General features: G+C 57.0%; 15 protein-coding genes. 11 read left to right on the top strand and 4 right to left on the bottom strand.

The annotated features are described in order from the left end of the window. Window positions 1–371: 371 nt before the first annotated feature. Window positions 372–3398, top strand: a complete 3027-nt coding sequence (locus HUV30_RS16745; RefSeq protein ID WP_174406952.1) for a proline dehydrogenase family protein — start codon at window positions 372–374, stop codon at window positions 3396–3398. 266 nt (window positions 3399–3664) lie between these two features. On the opposite strand, the gene HUV30_RS16740 is transcribed toward HUV30_RS16745, so the two are convergent. Beyond that, window positions 3665–4351: a substrate-binding periplasmic protein gene (locus tag HUV30_RS16740; RefSeq protein ID WP_174406645.1), complete on the bottom strand. Its 687-nt coding sequence runs from the start codon at window positions 4349–4351 to the stop codon at window positions 3665–3667. Between the two features lie 863 nt (window positions 4352–5214). Between HUV30_RS16740 and rbp the strand changes: the two genes are divergently transcribed. Continuing rightward, window positions 5215–5478 (top strand): RNA-binding regulator, encoded by a 264-nt coding sequence (rbp, locus tag HUV30_RS16735; RefSeq protein ID WP_174406644.1) that lies wholly within the window; start codon window positions 5215–5217, stop codon window positions 5476–5478. A 99-nt stretch (window positions 5479–5577) separates the two neighbouring features. Then, window positions 5578–5832: a hypothetical protein gene (locus tag HUV30_RS16730; protein WP_174406214.1), complete on the top strand. Its 255-nt coding sequence runs from the start codon at window positions 5578–5580 to the stop codon at window positions 5830–5832. Window positions 5833–6331: 499 nt separating this feature from the next. Here the strand turns inward: HUV30_RS16730 and HUV30_RS16725 are convergent, their stop codons facing one another. Together HUV30_RS16725 and HUV30_RS16720 are read right to left on the bottom strand one after the other, a co-directional pair. Next, window positions 6332–6493: a hypothetical protein gene (locus tag HUV30_RS16725; RefSeq protein WP_174406643.1), complete on the bottom strand. Its 162-nt coding sequence runs from the start codon at window positions 6491–6493 to the stop codon at window positions 6332–6334. A 712-nt stretch (window positions 6494–7205) separates the two neighbouring features. Further along, window positions 7206–7988, bottom strand: coding sequence for a M48 family metallopeptidase (locus tag HUV30_RS16720; protein WP_174406642.1), 783 nt, complete (start codon window positions 7986–7988; stop codon window positions 7206–7208). Window positions 7989–8273: 285 nt separating this feature from the next. On the opposite strand from HUV30_RS16720, the gene topA reads away from it, so the two are divergent. The 5 genes from topA to HUV30_RS16695 all read left to right on the top strand — a co-directional run bounded on the left by topA (window position 8274) and on the right by HUV30_RS16695 (window position 15278). Then, on the top strand, window positions 8274–10547 hold the full coding sequence (gene topA, locus HUV30_RS16715; RefSeq protein WP_174406641.1) for a type I DNA topoisomerase: 2274 nt from the start codon (window positions 8274–8276) through the stop codon (window positions 10545–10547). Between the two features lie 559 nt (window positions 10548–11106). Beyond that, complete coding sequence (locus HUV30_RS16710; RefSeq protein ID WP_174406951.1) at window positions 11107–12699, top strand: tetrathionate reductase family octaheme c-type cytochrome; 1593 nt, start codon at window positions 11107–11109, stop codon at window positions 12697–12699. Window positions 12700–12709: 10 nt separating this feature from the next. After that, window positions 12710–13336 carry a cytochrome b/b6 domain-containing protein gene (locus tag HUV30_RS16705; protein ID WP_174406640.1) on the top strand — a complete coding sequence of 209 codons (627 nt, stop codon included), beginning with the start codon at window positions 12710–12712 and terminating at the stop codon, window positions 13334–13336. A 154-nt stretch (window positions 13337–13490) separates the two neighbouring features. Further along, window positions 13491–14780, top strand: a complete 1290-nt coding sequence (locus tag HUV30_RS16700) for a type 2 periplasmic-binding domain-containing protein (RefSeq protein WP_174406639.1) — start codon at window positions 13491–13493, stop codon at window positions 14778–14780. A 198-nt stretch (window positions 14781–14978) separates the two neighbouring features. Then, the gene (locus HUV30_RS16695) at window positions 14979–15278 is read left to right on the top strand and encodes a metal-sensitive transcriptional regulator (protein ID WP_174406638.1); all 300 of its coding nucleotides are present in this window, start codon (window positions 14979–14981) and stop codon (window positions 15276–15278) included. A gap of 174 nt (window positions 15279–15452) precedes the next feature. Here the strand turns inward: HUV30_RS16695 and HUV30_RS16690 are convergent, their stop codons facing one another. Continuing rightward, entirely contained in the window at window positions 15453–16685 is a 1233-nt protein-coding gene (locus HUV30_RS16690; protein WP_243452245.1) for an RsmB/NOP family class I SAM-dependent RNA methyltransferase, read from the bottom strand. 261 nt (window positions 16686–16946) lie between these two features. Here HUV30_RS16690 and HUV30_RS16685 point away from each other — a divergent pair, with 261 nt between their 5' ends. The 3 genes from HUV30_RS16685 (at window position 16947) to HUV30_RS16675 (ending at window position 20601) form a co-directional block, all read left to right on the top strand. Next, window positions 16947–18617 (top strand): FG-GAP repeat domain-containing protein, encoded by a 1671-nt coding sequence (locus tag HUV30_RS16685; protein WP_174406636.1) that lies wholly within the window; start codon window positions 16947–16949, stop codon window positions 18615–18617. A gap of 84 nt (window positions 18618–18701) precedes the next feature. Then, window positions 18702–19811 (top strand): RluA family pseudouridine synthase, encoded by a 1110-nt coding sequence (locus HUV30_RS16680; protein ID WP_174406635.1) that lies wholly within the window; start codon window positions 18702–18704, stop codon window positions 19809–19811. A gap of 223 nt (window positions 19812–20034) precedes the next feature. Next, on the top strand, window positions 20035–20601 hold the full coding sequence (locus HUV30_RS16675) for a DUF3568 family protein (RefSeq protein ID WP_174406634.1): 567 nt from the start codon (window positions 20035–20037) through the stop codon (window positions 20599–20601). Window positions 20602–20645 lie beyond the last annotated feature (44 nt).

The raw sequence follows: 20645 nt of genomic DNA, 5'->3' as shown, positions 1-20645 counted from the left end.
GCAGTGTGCCGTGCAAAACAGCACTCCAGCCACCTGAAGCGGCACTTTTTCACACATCACATCCATCACAAATCATTGGTATTTTCTATTTCATTTAGAAAATGTCGACAGTCGGCATTTTCTACGCTACAGAAAATGTCGACAGTCGGCATTTTTATGCCCGCTGGCCTGAATTGTTGTCTGCCGCACGAAAACACCTGTTCAAAGCGTGTTGCCGCATCGACATCACGCTTCTCTTCAAGGACTTCCCGCGGCCATGGCGTCAGGACGCAATATCTGGCATTGTCGGCAGGAACCGGTTTTCCCTACGCGAACAGATTGCTCGGCGGGAGCACCAACGCCCCGCAAGAGATAACGAAGGAGGAGACGTGATGGATTCAGGTCTTGATACGCGCATCGTCGGGCGCGGCAAAGAGTTCTTCAAAAGCATCAGCGGTGAAGCACCGTCCATATTCAACAAGGGTTGGTGGACCGGCAAGGTAATGGACTGGGCCATGAAGAATGAAGACTTCAAGGTTCAGCTCTTCCGCTTCGTGGACGTGTTCCCCTACCTTAATACGTCCGAATCCCTTTCCCGCCACATTCGCGAATATTTCTCCGGTGAGGATCAGGACGTACCTGCCGTGCTCAAATGGGGCGCAGGCAAGGCCGACGGCCTGCTCGGCAAGCTCACTTCCGGTCTTGTCGAAAAGACCATCCGCACCAACATCGAAGGCATGGGCCGCCAGTTCATCGTCGGGCAGGAAACCAAGGAAGCGGTAAAGGGCCTTGCCAAACTGCGCAAGGACGGCTTTGCCTTTACCGTTGACCTGCTGGGCGAAGCCACCGTGAGCGAAGAAGAAGCAGACGCCTACCGCGACGGCTACCTTGAAGTGCTCGACGCCATTGCCAAGGAACAGGACAAGTGGAAGGCACTGCCCGGCAAGGGCGGCGACAGCGCGCTTGACTGGGGCTACACCCCCAAGGTGAACGTCTCCATCAAGCCCTCCGCCCTGTTCTCGCAGGCCAAGGCTGTGGATGTGGAAGGCTCCGTGCAGGGCATCATAGACCGCCTCATCCCCGTATACCGCAAGGTTATCGCGATGAAGGGCTTTCTGTGCATCGACATGGAAGCGCTCAAGTACCGCGAAATCACGCTGGAACTGTACCGCCGCCTGCGCACCATGCCGGAATTCCGCGATTACCCCCACCTTTCCATCGTGCTGCAGGCATACCTGCGCTGCACCGATCAGGACCTTGCGGACCTCATCAAGTGGGCGCGCACCGAGCGCCTGCCCATCGCCATCCGTCTGGTCAAGGGTGCATACTGGGATATGGAAACCGTTCTTGCCAAGCAGAACGGCTGGGAAGTGCCGGTGTGGATTCACAAGCCTGAATCCGACATTGCCTACGAGCGCCTTGCCCGCGTGATTCTTGAAAACAGCGACATCTGCTACTTTGCCTGCGCCTCGCACAACATCCGCACCATATCCGCCATCATGGAAATGGCCCGCGAACTGAACGTGGCCGAAAGCCGCTATGAATTCCAGGTGCTCTACGGCATGGCAGAACCCGTGCGCAAGGGGCTGCTGAACGTTGCCGGCCGCGTGCGCCTTTACTGCCCCTACGGCGACCTTATTCCCGGCATGGCCTACCTTGTGCGCCGCCTGCTGGAAAACACGGCCAACGAATCCTTCCTGCGCCAGAGCTTTGCAGACGGCGCGGAACTGGAACGCCTGCTGGAGAACCCGCAGAAGACGCTGGATCGTGAGCTGGCCGCCAAGCCCGCGCCCAAGCCTGCCGGTTTCCACGAAGGGGTGGAAGGCATTCCGCTCTTCGTGAACGATGCCATGATCGACTTCACCATTCCGGAAGCCCGCGCAGCCTTCCCCGCAGCCATCAAGGACATCCGCTCCCGCATGGGCGGCAAGATTCCGCTGTATATCGACGGCAAGGACGTGATGACCAATGATGTCATCCCCACCACCAACCCCGCCAACTACTCGGAAAAGCTTGCAGACATCTGTCAGGCTGGCGTAGCCGAGATTGACCTTGCCCTTGATGCCGCCGAACGTGCCTTCTATGTGTGGCGCGACGTATCGCCCGAAGACCGCGCCAACTATCTGATGAAGGCGGCCGAAGTGGCTCGCAAGAAGGCGTATGAGCTTTCCGCATGGCAGATTCTGGAAGTGGGCAAGCAGTGGGATCAGGCATTCCACGACGTGGGCGAGGGCATCGACTTCCTCGAATACTACGCCCGCGAAATGCTGCGCCTCGGCCGCCCGCGCCGCATGGGCCGCGCCCCCGGCGAACACAACCAGCTGTTCTATCAGCCCAAGGGCATTGCAGCGGTCATTTCACCGTGGAACTTCCCCTTCGCCATCTCCATCGGCATGGCCTCTGCCGCCATCGTCACGGGCAACCCCGTGGTGTTCAAGCCTTCCTCCATCAGCGCCCGCGTGGGATACAACCTGACCGAGGTCTTCCGAGAAGCAGGGCTGCCCGCAGGCGTGTTCAACTTCTGCCCCGGCCGCAGTTCCGTTATGGGCGACTACCTCATCGAGCACCCCAAGGTAAGCATGATCTGCTTCACCGGCTCCATGGAAGTGGGCCTGCGCATCCAGAACAAGGCCAGCGTGGTCAAGCCCGGACAGATGCAGTGCAAGCGCGTTATCGCTGAAATGGGCGGCAAGAACGCCATCATCATCGATGACGATGCCGACCTTGATGAAGCAGTGTTGCACGTGCTCTATTCCGCCTTCGGCTTCCAGGGCCAGAAGTGCTCCGCCTGCTCGCGCGTTATCGTTGTGGAGCCCATTTACGACCGCTTCGTGAAGCGCCTTGTGCAGGCTGCGGGCGACGTGAAGATCGGCCCCTCTGAAGATCCCGCAAACTACATGGGCCCCGTGGCCGATGTGACCCTGCAGAAAAATGTGAACGATTACATCAAGATCGCCGAGCAGGAAGGCACCATCCTGCTCAAGCGCACCGACATTCCTTCCGAAGGCGCATACGTGCCCATGACCATTGTGGGTGACATACAGCCGCATCACCGCATTGCACAGGAAGAAATATTCGGCCCCGTGCTGGCCGTGATCAAGGCCAGGAACTTCGATGAAGCCATAGACATTGCCAACGGCACCCGCTTTGCGCTGACCGGCGGCGTATTCTCCAGAAGCCCCGAGCATCTGGAAAAGGCCCGCAAGGACTTCCGCGTGGGCAACCTGTACCTGAACCGCAACAACACCGGTGCGCTTGTGGAACGCCAGCCCTTCGGCGGCTTCAAGATGTCCGGCGTGGGCTCCAAGACCGGCGGCCCCGATTACCTGCTGCAGTTCATGGACCCCCGCTGCGTGACGGAAAACACCATGCGCCGTGGCTTTGCTCCCATCGAGGAAGACGACGACTGGATTGCCTAAGCCTCACCCTCACGAGGCATGGATAGAAAAGGGCCGGACGGTAACACCGTCCGGCCCTTCAGATTGATGACAAAGTCATTTCTGGTATTTTTTGGCTCCGCCGGGCAGGAACCTAATGTTCCTGCACCTCGTATAAGCGATGAGAATCCGTTTTTGGACCTAAGTTCCGGCTTAACAGGAATATAAGTTTTACTGAAAACGAAGGTTTATCATTACCCTGAAGGACCGGGCGGCAACACTGCCCGGCCTTTGTATTGTACCTGATATCACTGTTGTTCTCCGGCCTTACGATGCAGAGCCTCCATGGTGCCGTCCTGTTTCATTTCCTCCAAGGCCTTGGCAAGCTGAGGAATGATATCCGCGTGCCTGCGGTGTACATAATGATACATTACCAGCGTGGTCAGCGGCTTTTCCTGTGCATGCACGTCCTTCAGTCCAAGTGCCCGCAGCTCCGCCTCACCTGTTTCACGCAGATGCACAACCACGTCGATACGGCCCAGCTCCAGCATCTCGAACATCTTTCTGCGATCGCCAAAGAGAACAACATCCATGCCCTTTGTGCCTGTTTCAGCAAATTTTACGCCTATCTCCACACCAATTCTGTACTTCCGCAGATCTTCCCAGCTCTGCACAGGCGGAACAAAGTCGTGTGCAAACACCACCCCATCATAGCTGCCGAGAGGAACAGGAACAGGCAACAGATTGGGATACAGCTCTCCAATCAGAGGCACTCTGGCAAGTTCGCCGTCCACATCACCACGGTTTGCCATGACCAGAGCCCTTTCTCCGGGCAATGTCACAAGTTCGATATCTGCCCCAATTCGCCTGTAAGCTTCCTTCACGATGGGGCCGAGAGCCTGCGCTGTCTCCATATCAAAGGCGGAAATACGATGCGATCCTGCCATGGCAGGCACACATGTCAGCAGGACTATGATGATCGCGGCTCGCAGCATGAATCTCCCTCCTGTAACCGTATGACAACCAGATTTTCTGGTGTCCGGTATAACATATTTTCTATGGTATCATACTTTTACCGATTGAAGCAAAGGGGAGGTGTATGCCGGATCGGAGCATGGCTTCCGGCTTACCGCCGATGGAGCTCTTTCCGGTACAATATTTTTGTCTGTGTGGCCTCTCGCAGGCAATCCGCCCTTCCGTGCATGCCCTTCACCGTGCCCACCACGCACACAAACCAGAAAAGCAGTGTAATAACAGATTATTACACTGATCGACTTTCGTATAATTACTTGAACGCCTTACAGGAGCCCCCCCTTATGCACATTATGCGGTCTAATAATTTATACGAACCGGAAGACTGCTGACCCGAGCAGGCACCACATCAACATACTGTATTTGCGACATATTATTTCCAACACTCCTTGCGATCGATTTGGCACACCGATTGCTAAAGAATACATATCTTCTTTCTTTTGCGATCAGAATTTCAGCGGTTCAGGGGTGGCACCTTGGACCGTTTGGTCGTTTAGAGGGGCTGCGATAGTTTCAGCGAACTCAAACAAACCGGAATGAGCACATTGCTCAACAGTAACCAATCGCGATATTGCAGCAACACAGCAGCACAATCCACCAGACAATCATTTTTTAAAAATTTCGCTTGACTTATTTGCTTCAACAGGAGAATGTCTCGACTCACACACCAGCGGCACCCGTGGAGGCGCGGCACTATGTTTGCCAGCGCTGGTTTGAATTAACAGGAATATCAAGGAGCAGCCTACGCACTGATAGAGCTGCTCCTTTTTTATTATGGCGCACGGGCACCATACCAATATACTTTTTTCTCTCTAAGGAACACATCATGTCTAAGAAGCTCTATGTCGGCAATCTTTCCTGGTCCGCTACCGAAAGCGAAGTTCGCGCTGCCTTTGAAGCATACGGCACCGTAACTTCCGTTAATCTGGTTGAAGACCGTGAAACCGGCCGCGCTCGTGGTTTCGGTTTCGTAGAAATGGACGACGCCGGCGCTGAAGAAGCCATCCGCAACCTCGATGGCCGCGATTTCGGCGGACGTAACCTCAAGGTTAACGAAGCCAAGCCCCGCGAACAGCGTAGCCGCTGGTAGTTCCGTTCGCGGTTTCCGCATCGGTAACGGGCGCCCGTCTCTTTTGCGAGGCGGGCGCTTTTCTTTTCCCCTCTCCATACACAACTAAGGAGTCCCCCAGTGCCACCACGCAATTACAAGTTTGAAAAGCGTCAGAAGGATCTGGCAAAAAACAAAAAGAAAGAAGAGAAGCTTCAGAAAAAGCTGATGAAAAAAGCCTCTGACGACACTTCGGACGAATTCGGCAACACGCCGGAAGACTCTGAGACGAATGACTCTGAGCAGGACGATTCTGTACAGAATGACTCCATACAGGAAGACAACTCTTCCAACCTCACTGATTCTGCCCAGGCTCAGCCTGAGACGAATCACTAGAAAATCAATTTGGTCAGGTAAGCATGCTCAAATTGCGCACCTCCAAATCCGGCAGTTCTGCCAACGGCAACGAGCCGGACAATAGATAGCATTGTCCGGCTCGTTGCCGTTGATACAAGAAAGATTACCCGCCCTCCTTCCCGCGTCTGGCCGTATCTACGTTGCCCGATACATGGCCGCCCCGCCGCACGAGTTCAAGATATTGTATCCCCCTGCTGTAAACCATGCCGGACATCGCTACCGGCCGCCCGCCTGCCGCCCTGCAAAGCAGAATGTAACGCAATACTCTGCATAATCAGCATGTTGCGCAAAGCGCACAGGGATACAAAAAGCTGAACACCACCTCCCGATACAGCTCTTGCCGCCAAGCCTGAACAAATTTTTTGTACTCGCCACACCTTCCGCATTCATTTTGCAAGAACCTGCAACACATTGATTTAACGTGATATACAGCAACATCCTTTCAAGCCACAGCATTTGGCACGCATTCTGCTATAGACTAATTACCTTCTTTCTTTTCGACGTAAAATTTCAGCGGTTCAAAGGTGGCACTTTGAACCGCTTCGTCGTTTCTGAGAGAAAGATCCAGCCCTCCTTCGGAAGAGCGCTTCAGCAGAGCACGTTGCAGTGCACAGGTCTTCAGCACAACTGCTGCCACCACATGCCTATCATCCCCACCTGTTTGCCCCCGGAACCATCACGAGTCGAAGTATAATTTTTTGGTCACTTCGTGCCGTATCCGCCCTCGAACGAAAAGCACAGCGGGCTCTTGAACCGCACACGCGACAATCTGACATTTTTTCCTTTCATTTCAGGGACAAATACATATTCACTGTTGTACAAATTATTTAACACGGCCGACGTGGACTGGTGATTCCGGCGCGTTCAGTTAAAAATCTTGTACATACCACACATATTATCGCCACCTCTCCATATCGCCACAAACTATTGTTTTTACATAGTAAAAATATAAAATACAACATCGCCTAAACTTTGGCACGCATTCTGCTATAGACTAATTACCTTCTTTCTTTGCGACGTAAAATTTCAGCGGTTCAAAGGTGGCACTTTGAGCCGCTTCGTCGTTTCCGGGGGGCGGAGTTTTTCCGCCTCCCTTTTTTTATTCTATGAAACAGCTAAGGCCGCCCTTTCGGGCGGCCTTCATGCGTAATGACAAACCCTCGTCTTCAAGAACACCATACTCCCGTTAAGCCGGAGCTGAGGTCTAAAAACCGATTCGCATCGCTTGTGCGAGGTGCAGGAACGTCAGGTTCCTGCCCGGCGGAGCCAAAAAACATCAGAAATGTCTTTACCACCAATCAGAAAGGCCACCCTTTCGGGCGGCCTTGATGATTCATATCGGAATAGACGGGTTATTGCGGCTTCTTGTAATACTGCATGGCTTCGGGAATCAGCTCATTAATGGCCTGTATGCGATTTTCCGATGCAGGGTGGGTGGAAAGAAACTCCGGCGGTTTCTTCCCCGGCTGCTGGGCAAAAGCCTTCCAGAAATTCAGTGCCGCGTGCGGATCGTATCCCGCCTTGGCCATGAGGATGAGCCCCACACGGTCCGCCTCATATTCCTGAATACGCGAAAACGGCAGAATAACACCCACGTTCACGCCCACGCCGAAGGCAGCGCCCATGGCAGCCTTGGTAGCAGGCGACATATCCTGACCGGAAAGGGCGATCATGCCCACCACAGCGCCGGTCTGTGCCGCCATTGCCGTGGAGACGCGCTCCGCGCCGTGGCGGGCAATGGCATGGCCTATTTCATGCCCCATAACGGCAGCCAGCTCGGCATCATCCTTTATATACTTGAATATGCCGGTATACACGAAGACCTTACCGCCGGGCAGACAGAAGGCGTTCGGCGTATCATCCTTCTGTATGGTATTAAACTCCCACTGAAAATCATCACGCCCCGCCACGGCCGCAATATTCCGTCCCACACGGACAACAGCCTTGGAATTCTCGCTCGTGGTGTCGCGCTTTTCCTTTTTCAGCACGTCACTGGCAGTGCGCTTGCCCAGCGCAAGTTCCTCTTCCTGCGAAATAATCATAAGTTGATTACGCCCCGTATAGGGCGCTTTGGCGCAGGCGGAAAGAAAGACCGCACTGGCAAGGCAAGCACAGAGAATTATTGCTTTTCTCATTGCATATTTTCCTGTTATATCTAGCGACCACATAGAGGAACACCGTTTCGGAACGGGGAAAACGTGACTTGACGAGGTTGGCATTTGTCGTATTTTCCCCTAGCTGAAGCAAAGCAGCACAACATGCAGCACACATGCAGCACAACATGCAGCTCGCTTGCGACTCTCTATATCATGAACACCTCCGGCCCGGAAAGCAACTCCAGCAGCCGGAACGACACACCGTCATTCCGGCGCGACTCTAAGCAAGCCTCCGGGAAACATCAACGGACGACAGGACATTCCATGGGCAAAGACCTGATTATCGTGGAATCACCAGCCAAGGTGAAAACCATCAAGAAATTCCTCGGGCGCAACTATATGGTGCACGCAAGCGTGGGCCATGTACGTGATCTGCCCACCAAGGACCTTGGCGTGGACGAAGCAAAGGACTTCAAGCCCAAGTATCAGGTCATACAGGGAAAGCAGAAAGTTGTTAACGCACTGCGCGATGCCGCAGCCAGCGCGGACAACGTCTATCTCGCACCCGACCCCGACCGCGAGGGCGAGGCCATTGCATGGCACGTGGCAGAGCTGATCAGAAAGGAAAACCAGAACATCAGCCGCATCCAGTTCAACGAAATCACCGCCCGCGCAGTGCGTGAAGCACTGGAGAACCCCCGCCCGCTCAACGAGAACCTTTTCGACGCACAGCAGGCCCGCCGCGTTCTGGACCGCCTTGTGGGGTATAAACTCTCCCCCCTGCTCTGGAAAAAGGTGAAGCGAGGCATCTCCGCAGGGCGTGTGCAATCCGTTGCGCTGCGCCTTATCGTGGACCGCGAGGCAGAACGCCACGCCTTTACCGCGGAAGAATACTGGACACTGCGCGTGGAACTTTCCGGTGCCACGCCGCCGCCCTTCCGTGCTGAACTGCACAAGGTGGACGGCAAAAAGCCCGTGGTGGGCGACGCTGAAACCGCATCCGCCATCGAAGCAACCGTAAAGGACAGCAACACGCAGTTCACGGTTGAAAAGGTGGAAGAGAAAAAGCGCCTGCGCCATCCCCAGCCGCCGTTCATCACATCCACCCTGCAGCAGCTTGCCAGCCAGCGGCTCGGCTATTCCGCCAAGCGCACCATGTCCATTGCCCAGCGCCTGTACGAAGGTGTGGAACTGGGCGAGCAGGGCACCGTGGCGCTCATCACCTATATGCGTACCGACTCCGTGCGCATTGCGGACGAGGCGCAGCAGGCCGCGCTTGCCCTCATCGGCGACATGTACGGCAAGGAATATCTGCCTGAGAAGCCCCGCTTCTACAAAACCAAGTCTGCGGCTCAGGACGCGCATGAAGCCATCCGCCCCGTTGATGTGAGCCTGACGCCTGACATGGTCCACAACCTGCTCCCCCGTGAGCAGCACAGCCTGTACAAGCTCATCTGGCAGCGCTTTGTGGCCTCGCAGATGGCATCGGCCGAATTCCACGACACCGCCGTTACCGTGGCCGCAGCCAACACCCAATGGCGCGCCAAGGGCGAACGCATGCTCTTTCCCGGTTTTCTTGCTGTTTCCCCGCAGAAGGGAACCGAGACCGAAGAGCTGCCCAAGCTGGAAGAGGGCCAGCTCGTCTCGCTGACCAATTTTGAAAAGGAACAGAAGTTCACCCAGCCGCCCCCGCGCTATACGGAAGCATCGCTGGTGCGTGAGCTGGAAGAAAAGGGCATCGGCCGTCCTTCCACCTACGCCTCCATCATCTCCACCCTCATCGACCGCGACTACACCTCGCTGGAAGACAAGCACTTCATACCCACAGACCTTGGGCGCGTTGTATGCGAAAAACTCAGCATGCACTTTGTCACCCTCATGGACGTGGGCTTTACCGCACAGATGGAAGACGCGCTCGACAAGGTTGCAGAAGGCGAACAGAACTGGGTGGACCTGCTCAAGGACTTCGTGAAGGACTTTGACCCCACGCTGGAAAAAGCCTCGTCGGAAATGGAAGCCGTAAAACAGGGCCTGACCACGGAAGTGATCTGCTCCGAATGCGGCAAACCCATGATCATCAAGTTCGGCAAGGCAGGCACCTTCCTTGCCTGCTCCGGCTACCCGGACTGCAAGAACACCACGAACTTCACCCGCGATGAAGACGGAAACATCCAGATAGTGGAACGCCCGCAGGAAGAGCCCGAAAAGGCAGGCACCTGCCCTGAGTGCGGCAAAGACCTCATAGTTAAGAAGGCGCGCACCGGCAGCCGCTTCATTGCCTGCTCCGGCTATCCCGACTGCAAGCATACCGAGCCGTTCTCAACGGGCGTGAAATGCCCCCGCTGCGAAACCGGCATGCTGGTGGAAAAAAGCTCCAAGCGTGGCAAGATATTCTACTCCTGCAACCAGTACCCCAAGTGCGATTTCGCCCTCTGGGACTGGCCCGTGGACGAACCCTGCCCGCAGTGCGATTCCAAGGTGCTGACCATCAAGACCACCAAAGCCCGCGGCAAGCATATTGCCTGTCCGGAAAAGAGCTGCCGCTACACCCGCTCTCTCGGCGGGGACAACGAATCCTCCGACGATTCGGAAGAATAGCCCCGCGCCGGGAAATCCGGCCATACCACGCAATTCACCGCCGTGATGCCCAGCATCACGGCGGTTTTGCTTTGCCGCCCCAACGTTTACACACGGCCCGCACATCGGGCGCACGTTTCAATGAAAGACCCGCCCGCGTACGCCATGCATACCCGGGCATAGTATCTTGCCAGCCTAATCCCGACCTCCGACAACAGGCTGCGGGCAGCAGGCAGCGGGCCGGCAACACAAAACAGCTTCCGCAGTGGGAAAAACACATACCCCCTGTTTTTTCCGGAAATAATCATGGAGCAGAGGAGCACTCCCCGCGTTCGTGACCGGAACATAACACCCTGAATTTCCACCATCCCAGCCTGCACAGGAGCTCCCCCTCAACCCGACCGGACAGGTAGATAACTTTCAGGGGTATTGCACATTTTTTCTTCTTCCGGGTATAGTGATTCTGACCATCCATCTGACAGGAGTGAATACTTACTTATGTTCCAACTGTAGATTGCGGAGGCAATTCATGAGTACCTGCCACAGAAAACGCTCCCTTCTTCACGCCGCAGGCGGCCTTATGGTCTGTCTTGTTGCAGGCATTATCTGGCAATCTTCTTCGCAGGCTGCGCAATACGACTACCGTACTTACGGCGCAGCAGAAGCGCGCAAGGTCGTGCAGCAGCCCAAACGCTGGATAACGGCAGACCACAGCAAGCATCAGGCCCTGCAACGCGACTTTACCTCGCCGGAAGAAGTGACCGCAGCCTGCCTCACCTGCCATAACGAAGCGGCCATGCAGGTACACAAAACCATCCACTGGATGTGGATTGACCCCGCAGACACGGAACGCAAAATGGGCAAGAACGGTCTTACCCTGAACAATTTCTGCATATCCGTGCATTCCAACCAGCCACGCTGCACATCATGCCACGCCGGATACGGATGGAAGGATGCCAGCTTTGATTTTTCCAGCGCCGAACGGGTAGACTGTCTCGTCTGCCACGATTCCACAGGCACCTACAAGAAATTCCCCACCATGGCCGGTTATCCGGTGAAGGAACCCACCCCCTTCGGCAAGGAGACCTTTGTGCCGCCGGACTACCGTGTCGTTGCAGCCTCGGTGGCGCGGCCTGCCCGTGACAACTGCGGCAACTGCCATTTCTACGGGGGTGGCGGTGACGGTGTGAAGCACGGCGACCTTGATTCGTCCATGCTCAAACCCAGCCGCGATCTGGACGTGCACATGAATGCGGAAGGTGCAAACTTCACCTGCCAGCGATGTCATACGACCGAAGCTCACTTCATCGCAGGGCGCAGTTACAAGAAGCCCGCATATACCGAGCGCACAAGCCTTATCGAAAACGACCTTGTCAAACGCATCTCGTGCGAATCGTGCCACACGGACAAGCCGCACAAGGCAGGGCACAAGGCCAACGACCATACGGACAGAGTAGCCTGCCAGACCTGTCACATTCCCGCCTACGCCCGCGTGCTGCCCACCAAGATTTCGTGGGACTGGTCGCAGGCCGGACGCATGAAGGAAGGCAAGCCCTACAAGATAATGGGTGCCTATGACAGGCCCGTATACGATTCCATGAAGGGCGCATTTGTCTGGGCTACCAACGTTGATCCGGAATACATGTGGTATAACGGGCGCATGGATTACGTGCTTGCCACAGACTCCATCAACCCGACGCAGGTGGTCAAGGTGAACAGGGTGCTCGGTGACAGGAGCGATCCCAATGCCCGCATCTTCCCCATCCGCGTCCACCGCGGCAAGCAGCCCTATGACAAAGTGCACAACACCCTTGCCATTCCGCATCTCTTCGGCAAGGACGACACGGCCTACTGGAAGAATTTCGACTGGAACAAGGCCATTGCCACGGGCATGGCTGCTGCGGGCATTCCCTACAGCGGGGAATACGGCTTCGTCTCCACCGAATACCATTACCCCGTCACCCACATGGTGACCCCCAAGGAAAAATCCCTGCACTGCGGCGACTGCCATGCAAGAGAAGGCAGGCTGGCTACGCTGGAAGGCTTCTACATGCCCGGCAGAGATCATAACGGCATGCTGGACAAAATAGGCTGGATCGGCACCCTTGCCGCCCTCATAGGCGTTCTGGGACACGGGCTGCTGCGCACACTCTCACGCGGCAAGCAGGAATAGGAGAACTACCATGGCCGAAAGAAAACTGTATCTCTACACCCGGTTTGAACGGTTCTGGCATTGGGCGCAGGGGCTGCTCATCCTCACCCTGCTCGTCACGGGATTCGAAATACACGGCACATACTCCCTGTTCGGATTCGAAGACGCCTTCACCGTACACAACTTCTGCGCGTGGACCTGGTTCGTTCTCTACGCCTTCATCGTCTTCTGGATCTTCACAACGGGCGAGTGGAAGCACTATGTCCCCACCTTCGTGAAGATGTTCGAAGTCATCCGCTATTACAGCGTGGGCATATTCAAGGGTGAACCGCACCCCGTGCCCAAGTCCGAACGCGTAAAACACAACCCGCTGCAGCGCATTACCTACCTCGGGCTGGTTTCTCTGCTCGTTCCCTACCAGATGCTCACAGGCTACCTGTATTACTTCTACAACCAGTGGCCGCAGATGGGCTGGGGATGGGAACTGCAGACCGTTGCCCTGCTGCATACCGCTGGGGCTTTCGCCTTTCTCGTCTTCGTCATCGTGCATGTGTACATGACCACCACCGGCCACACTGTCGGAGCGCATATCAAGGCCATGTTCACCGGCTACGAGGTGCTGGAGCACGATGCTCCGGCGCATGATTCCAGGCCATAACCCTCCGCTCTCTTCAGCGGCGCCACAGACGTCCGGCAGGTGATGACATCTGCCGGACGTCGCATTTCCGGCCATCTCTCAGGCACCGCCTTGCCAAAAACCTGCCATATAGACTAAAGGATACAGCAACAATCCATCCCGCAAGGAGAGAGACATGCCGTTCAGACAACAGGTTAGGCGTTTATCAACCGTTATGGCCTCCGCCCTGTGCCTTGTCATGCTTGCCGCATGTGCCGTGGCAGGTCCGCAACGCACGGTGCTGAAAGTGGTTCCCTATCCCGACATTCCGGGCAGCTTCGACACCATGCTCTCCATTGTGGAGCAGGGGTTTGAAAAGGAAAATCCCGATATCGACCTTGTGCTTGTCACGGCGTCCGTCGGCGACATGTATGAACTCCCCTTCCTGCGGGGCCTGCTCACCAACCCCACGGACCGCGGCGGTGCGCATATCGTGGAGACGGATACCATCATGATGGGCGACCTTGCCCTTGAGGGTGTGATTCGCCCCCAGACCTTCACCCGCGACGACTGGCATCCGCTCATCGTACAGGGCACCACGGTCAAGGGTGTGCGCTACGGTGTGCCCCACTGGCTGTGCGGCAACTTTCTCATCTCCCGCGACAAGAACATCACCGAGGCGCAGGGCGTGAAGGACATGTACCGCCGCATCCGCGCCGCCAAGCCGCAAGGCCCGGGGCTTGCCGGAAACTATGCGGGCAATTCCTATCTCGTGCTCTACTACACGCAGTCATGGGGGCAATTCCGCCCGCAGGTCAGTGACCTGCTGCCCGCCATTGTGGGACCTGTTGAACCTGTCAATGCCCGCAGTGTTGCCGTGGCCTCCGACCTGTGCATAGAAAACGGCAAAAACCCCTGCGTGGACGGCACCTATTACAACGACTTCACCCCCATTTTCGAGCGCACGGTCAAGGGTGACTATGCGGCCATGCAGGGCTTTTCCGAAAGCATGTGGTACCTGATGCAGTATGGTGCCAGCCCTGCAGAGTGGTATATTTCTCCGCTGCCCGTGGGGGCCGTGACCCGCAATGTCATTCTGGGTGACGCCTATATCGCCCGCAAGGACATGGCCCCCGCCACCGCAGCTGCTGCCGAGAAGTTCTACAACTACATGATGAAAGACGGCACGTACCAGTCCATCATCTTCTCCGGCGGCCAGCCCGGGCAGAAGGTGCCGCGCTACCTTGCTCCGGCACGTCTGGGCATATTCGCCCTGCCCGACCTGAAGAACGACATCTACTACCAGCGTGTGTTCGCTGCCATGACATCGCAGGGCGGCACCAACTACCCCAACCTGTTTGTACCGGATAATCGTGACCGCATTTATGATCAGGTTATGCCCTATCTGAACGGTACCAGACAGGTCGGCCCGCGCAAGGGTCTTATGCAGCAGCACATGAAACGCATGAAAGACATGAAGAAATAGAAGCGCATCCGGTTCCGGACACGTTGCGGCAGTATCGGCGGCACGGTGAAAGAACGTGAAAGGGCATCCCGCATTCCGTCACCAGCCGAATTCCTGTCTCCGGGGTATGAGTTGCAGCTTTTTTCAAAAAGTTGCACTGTGTCCCGTTCGCTCTCCCCTCTACAGGAAATCGAGAGCGACCACCTGCAAGGAGTGTCCATGAACGAAGTCGAAATGAACAAGGAACAGGAAGCCGTCAAACAGAACGTTCAGAAACGGCTTAAACGCATAGAAGGCCAGATTCGCGGCATCCAGCGCATGATCGAGGACGGCAAGGAATGCGAGGACATCCTCGTGCAGGTCCGCGCCGCCCGCTCTGCCCTGCAGTCTGCCAGCAAGCTCATTCTGCGCCGCTACATTCTGCGCTGTCATATAGATGCGCTGCGCGATGCCCCCGAAGGCCGCAAGGACCCCATCGAGAAGGTCATCGACGTGCTGGCGCAGTATGTGGATGATTAACGGGGAAGAGCTGCCTGAGCCATGATAGCAGCCCGGAGGGCTAACTCCCGCTGTCCGGCTCCCGCCTCCTGATTCCTTCCGGAATAGTAAAAAACCGGCCCTGCGGAACATTTCCGCAGGGCCGGTTCGATTTTCAAACAGCGGCAATATCAGGCCGGAGCGATGAAAAGCGTACTACTTCTCCGACCACAAGGCCCGCTTCCCCTTCACGCGCAGTCTGCCCAGCGGCAGGCCGCGGAAGTAGAGGCCAAGCTCTTTTTCCGTAGTATCCACGGTAAGGCTCTGACCGGTGAGCAGGGCCTGAATGGGGGCGGGCTCGTCCATGTTTATGCCGTTGCCCTCGGCGTAGTCCGGCATGAGGGTGCGCAGGCGGGGGGAAGGACGCACTTCTCCGGCCGCTGCCTTGCCGAGGGAAAACCCGCGCCAGCGGAACTGTCTGGGGAAATGGTCCAGCGCGAACTGCTGCAGAAAAATAGCCTGCTCATTCACCACGGCGATTTCGCCTTCCGGCAGCAGATCGGGGTCCACACCGGGCATGGTGAGATGGTGGCGGGGCAGAATATCGGCCGCGAGCCCCGTTTCATACACCTGCTCATCGTCACGCACGGGAGCCGTTGCCGGCTTGCGGAAGGCCGCGATATAGAAACCCTGCGCGCCCGAGGCTTCAGAATCCACCCGCAAGGTGCCTTCGCAGCCTGCAAGATAGGGCGCCTCAAAGGTGAATCCGGCAAAGGGCGTAATGGGGTCCACTTCCAACCCCAGCGTTTCCTTTGCCCACAGCACCTGCTCCTCATTTTCCTGCACGTTGGTGGTGCAGGTGGAAAAGACCACCCGCCCGCCCGGTGCGAGCAGGCGTTCTGCCTCTTCCAGAAGCTTACGTTGAATGCCCACAAGGGGCTTAACCTTGTCCCCCTGCCACAGCTTGAGCACGTCGGGGTGCCGCTCAACCGTCCCCCAGCCGCTGCACGGCGGGTCCAGCTGAATCTGCTGCCACATGCCGGAAGGCAGGGGCAGCGCCTCGCCACCGTACGAGCAGGTGGCAGAGTGCAGCAGGTTCAGGGTGAACAGATTCTGGCGCAGGGTGGCAAGGCGGGCGTGGTTGGGCTCGTTGCCCATGACAAAGCCATCCGGCCCCACAAGCTGGCCGAGAAAACCCGTCTTGCTGCCGGGGCTTGCGCACATGTCCAGCACGGCACTACCCGCAACAGGATTAAGGGCCAGCGGCGGCAGCATGGAAGAACGGTCCTGAATGTAGATAAGCCCGAAAAAAGCGGCAAGGCTGGAACCGAGCGGGCGTGGCTCTACAGTGAGCCTGCGGCACCATTCCGAAAAAGGTTCCGGTTCAAAGTCATAGCCCTGCGCCCTGAGCAGATCTTCAACAAGCGGGCGCTGGTCCGGCTTGCACACAAGCCTGAACGAACGGGCGGAAGATTGCGGGGCAGATTCGGCAGTGCCGGTCCGCTTGGGGCTCCGGACGGGTTTTGCGGCATACTTTCTGGTCACGAAGCGGACTCCGGTACATTAAAACGAATAAAAAAATGACCTCTACGGCCTCGCGCCTCTACCTCATGGTTGCCTGAACGGGCAAGAGGTATTATGGATGGTCGACTGTTACGCGATCGTCCCGGCTATCAAAGCCGTTTTATGAAATTTTTTCAAGGAGACAGTATGCGTCTTACCGTGCGTACGGCATTCCTGACCTGCCTGTTTATGGCGGCAGGCGTCCTTTCCGCCTATGCGGAAGGCATGAAGACCTTTGCGGTTCTTCCGTTTCAGGTTAACGGCCCCGCCTCTTACAAGCATCTCGAAAAAGCCATTCCCCAGATGCTGACTTCCCGTCTGTACTGGAAGGATAATTTTGTGGCCGTCGACAAGTCCGCCTACAGCGGCATTGCCACTCCCTCCTCGCAGGCTCAGGCACAGGCCGCCCTGCAGAAGATAGGTGTGGACTATCTCATTTACGGCTCCACCACCATCATCGGTGACGAAAGCTCCATCGACCTGCAGGTTGCAGGCAAGGACGGTTCCAACTGGCCCCGTTCCGCCTCCAGCAAGGTCAGCGAGATGATCCCCACGCTGAAGAACATTGCCGAGTCCATCAACAGCGAAGTGTTCAAGCGCGAGGAAGCTCCCGCCGCTGATGCCGCTCAGACCAACATGGTCAACCAGATGAACCCGTCCATCCAGCAGAACCAGCTTACCGCCAACCAGCAGGTATACCTGAACCCGCAGTTCCGTTATGCCGGTGACACGGACGAAGGCAACCGCCTGCGCTCCAACTCGCTCAAGATTGCTGCGCACGGCATGGTTGTTGACGATATCGACGGCGACGGCAAGAACGAAGTGCTTCTGCTTTCCGAGCATGCGCTGGGCGCATACTCCTTTGACGGCACCCGCCTTACCCCCCTCGGCAACTATGAAGCCGCTCTGCGCTTCTCCCTGATTTCCGTACGTGCAGCCGACCTCAACCGTGACGGCGTCATGGAAATCGTGGTCTGCGCCGTGGACTCCGAGCAGGCTCCCTACTCCTTCATCCTGAACTTCCAGAACGGCAAGTTCACCGTGCAGGACGAAAAAATTCCCTACCTGCTCAACATTGCCAAGTTCCCTCCGGACTACATGCCCGTGATTATCGGCCAGCGCCTTTCCAAGGGCAACAACATGTGGCGCGAGCCTGTGTACGAGATGGTCAAGGCCAGCAGCGGATGGGAGAGAGGTCGCAAGATCGACCTGCCCACCGGCACCAACCTGTTCAACTTCGTATGGCTGCCTGCCAGCACCACTGAAGATCCCAAGCTCATCGTGCTGGAAGCGGACAGCGAACACCTGCGCGTATACTCCCAGAAGTACGCCCGCCTTGCGGAAACCGACGATGGCTACTCCGGTGCCTCCATCGGCCTGCTGCAGGACCAGTCTCTGAACAATATGGGCAAGGATACGCTGCTCATTTCCTCCAAGTACTTCATTCCGCTGTCCATGATCCCCACGGACTTCGATAACGACGGCCGTTACGAACTGCTGGTGAACAAGCCCATTTCCGTGGCTGCACAGTTCTTCGACCGCTACCGCTTCTTCCCGCAGGGTGAAATCCACTCCCTTTTCTGGGATGGTGTGGGCCTCGGCCTGCAGTGGAAGACCCGCCGCATCAAGGGCAGCGTTGTCGCCTTTGACGTGAAGGACGTAAACAACGACGGTATCCGCGATCTCGTGGTCTGCATTAACACCCACCCCGGCAATACCGGCATGGGTGACCGCAAGACCATGCTGCTCGCCTTCCCGCTCGACCTGGAAAAGACCAGTCCTACTACTGAAGTCCACAAGGACTACAAGTCGGAATAACCGGCTGCATACATGTCCCGCAAAGCCCGGTGGACACCGTTCACCGGGCTTTTTTTCATTATGGAACTGCAACAGGTAGCACGCATGGCCACGGTACTGCACATCACTGTCACTCCGGAGGAATCCGGCCAGAAACTGCTGCAATTCCTGCAACGCAGACTGGGCAAGGATGTCCCCAAGGCCGCCATCATGCGCTGGATACGCACCGGCCAGGTGCGCCTGAACAAGGGGCGGGTAAAGCCCTTTGACAGGCTTGATGCGGGTGACATCGTCCGCGTTCCCCCCTTTCATTCCGACACCGCCTCCGTGCACTGCGACTCTCACAACGATAACGGAGCCACAGCAGCAGACGGCATATCCCCCAATCCTATCGTTCCCTCTGCAACGCAGGACGGCGTCGGACGGCTTGCCAAGGCCGGACTCCCCGTTGCCGCAACGGCTGAAGGCCTGCTGATACTCCGCAAACCGGCCGGACTGCCCGTCCAGCCCGGAACGGGCCATACAGATGCCGTAACCACCAGACTTGCCGCCTGTTTCGCAAACGCTCCCTTCATGCCCACTCCGGCTCACAGGCTGGACAGGGATACATCCGGCCTTCTGCTGGTAGCCACCAGCTATGCACGCCTGCAGTCGCTGCACACCCTGTTCCGCAATGAACACGCCATAGGGAAGTACTATCTCGCGTGGGTGCAGAGCGACTGGCCGGATAGCGGCCCGCGTACTCTGCATGACACTCTGGCCAAGCGCGCCACTTCTCAAGAGCCGGAAGGGACCGGAACGGGTGGGCGAGGACGGGAAAAAGTGCTGCGCCTGAACACCGCAGAAAACCATTCCGCCGCCCAAGACTGCCGCAATGGAGCGGGAACAGCCAAAGAGGCATCCTGCACGGTGGTTCCGGTGTTGCGTACCGGCAAGACCACACTGCTTGCCATTCGTCTGCATACGGGCAGGACCCATCAGATACGCGTGCAGCTTTCAGGACGCGGTTTCCCTATTCTCGGCGACCGCAAATATGGCGGCCCCGCCTGTCCGCAGGGCATGCTGCTGCACGCATGGAAGCTTGTATTGCCCGGCCTTGCTCCCGAATCCGACCGGCCGGAAGACTTCGCCACGGATCAGGCATTCACCTGCCTGCCGGAATGGACAGCGCCGTTTGCCATCACTGATGATGACCTTGCCGGCTGTTCCTTCTAGCCTCTCCTTCTGGCCTCTCCTTCTGGCCTCTCCTTCCGGGCTCTCATTTTGGCCTTTCATTCTGACCTTTCATTCGGATTCTGCCCCTGCGGCTCTTCCGGCCATGCCGCGCTTCTGCACACCTGCGCATAGTTTTGTTGACCTGCTTGGCAGGTGTTGCTACCTTCCGCTACAGTAAGACATGTGCTGTTGCCTTTTTTCCGACAAGGACTCCCGAATCCCGATGCGCCACTTCCGTATTTGCCTGACCATTCTCGCCCTGTGCCTGCTCCTGTTGCAGACAGGATGCGTTGTCACGGCTGTCGGCCTTGCCGCGGCAGGCGTTGCCACGGCCAAGCAGACCATGGAAGACGTCGTGGAACGCTCCTACCCGCAGCCATACTGGTGCGTATACAGGGCAACCCATGCCGCGCTGCGGGAAATGGCCATAAATGTGGACAACATCGCCCCCGAAGAAAAAGGCGACATATTCACGGCCAAAACCACCGACTATCCTGTGATCATCGAGCTTACCCGCATCACGGACAACGTGACCAAGGTGCGCGTGGACGCAGGCAAGAATATCTTCCAGCAGGATCAGGCCACTGCTACCGCCGTTGCCGATGCCATTCACGACATCATCGAGCGCAACCTGCAGGCGGGCATGGTCATGCCACCCCCGCCGCCCTGCACCACCGTGAGCAGCACCCAGCAGCCGGGCACCTGCCCCCCGGCAAATTCCGAGCAGACTAATACCGAGTCCAAACAATCTCATTCTGACAAGCAGCACCATCTGATCTCCAATGACTGACACCGGCTGATAGCCCATCTGTCCGCATTCACTCCCCCTCCCCA

Source organism: Desulfovibrio subterraneus, from assembly GCF_013340285.1.
Taxonomy (GTDB): domain Bacteria; phylum Desulfobacterota; class Desulfovibrionia; order Desulfovibrionales; family Desulfovibrionaceae; genus Halodesulfovibrio; species Halodesulfovibrio subterraneus.
Note: the sequence above shows the minus strand (reverse complement) of the source record. Positions and strands in the feature narration are given on the sequence as shown.

Bases quoted from the DNA above. Each gene is read 5' to 3' on its own strand.
- HUV30_RS16680 (WP_174406635.1), top strand. From the start codon at position 18,702: ATGGCCACGGTACTGCACATCACTGTCACTCCGGAGGAATCCGGCCAG.
- HUV30_RS16720 (WP_174406642.1), bottom strand. From the start codon at position 7,988: ATGAGAAAAGCAATAATTCTCTGTGCTTGCCTTGCCAGTGCGGTCTTT.
- HUV30_RS16710 (WP_174406951.1), top strand. From the start codon at position 11,107: ATGGTCTGTCTTGTTGCAGGCATTATCTGGCAATCTTCTTCGCAGGCT.
- HUV30_RS16675 (WP_174406634.1), top strand. From the start codon at position 20,035: ATGCGCCACTTCCGTATTTGCCTGACCATTCTCGCCCTGTGCCTGCTC.
- HUV30_RS16685 (WP_174406636.1), top strand. From the start codon at position 16,947: ATGCGTCTTACCGTGCGTACGGCATTCCTGACCTGCCTGTTTATGGCG.
- HUV30_RS16740 (WP_174406645.1), bottom strand. From the start codon at position 4,351: ATGCTGCGAGCCGCGATCATCATAGTCCTGCTGACATGTGTGCCTGCC.
- HUV30_RS16705 (WP_174406640.1), top strand. From the start codon at position 12,710: ATGGCCGAAAGAAAACTGTATCTCTACACCCGGTTTGAACGGTTCTGG.
- rbp (WP_174406644.1), top strand. From the start codon at position 5,215: ATGTCTAAGAAGCTCTATGTCGGCAATCTTTCCTGGTCCGCTACCGAA.
- HUV30_RS16745 (WP_174406952.1), top strand. From the start codon at position 372: ATGGATTCAGGTCTTGATACGCGCATCGTCGGGCGCGGCAAAGAGTTC.
- topA (WP_174406641.1), top strand. From the start codon at position 8,274: ATGGGCAAAGACCTGATTATCGTGGAATCACCAGCCAAGGTGAAAACC.
- HUV30_RS16700 (WP_174406639.1), top strand. From the start codon at position 13,491: ATGCCGTTCAGACAACAGGTTAGGCGTTTATCAACCGTTATGGCCTCC.
- HUV30_RS16695 (WP_174406638.1), top strand. From the start codon at position 14,979: ATGAACGAAGTCGAAATGAACAAGGAACAGGAAGCCGTCAAACAGAAC.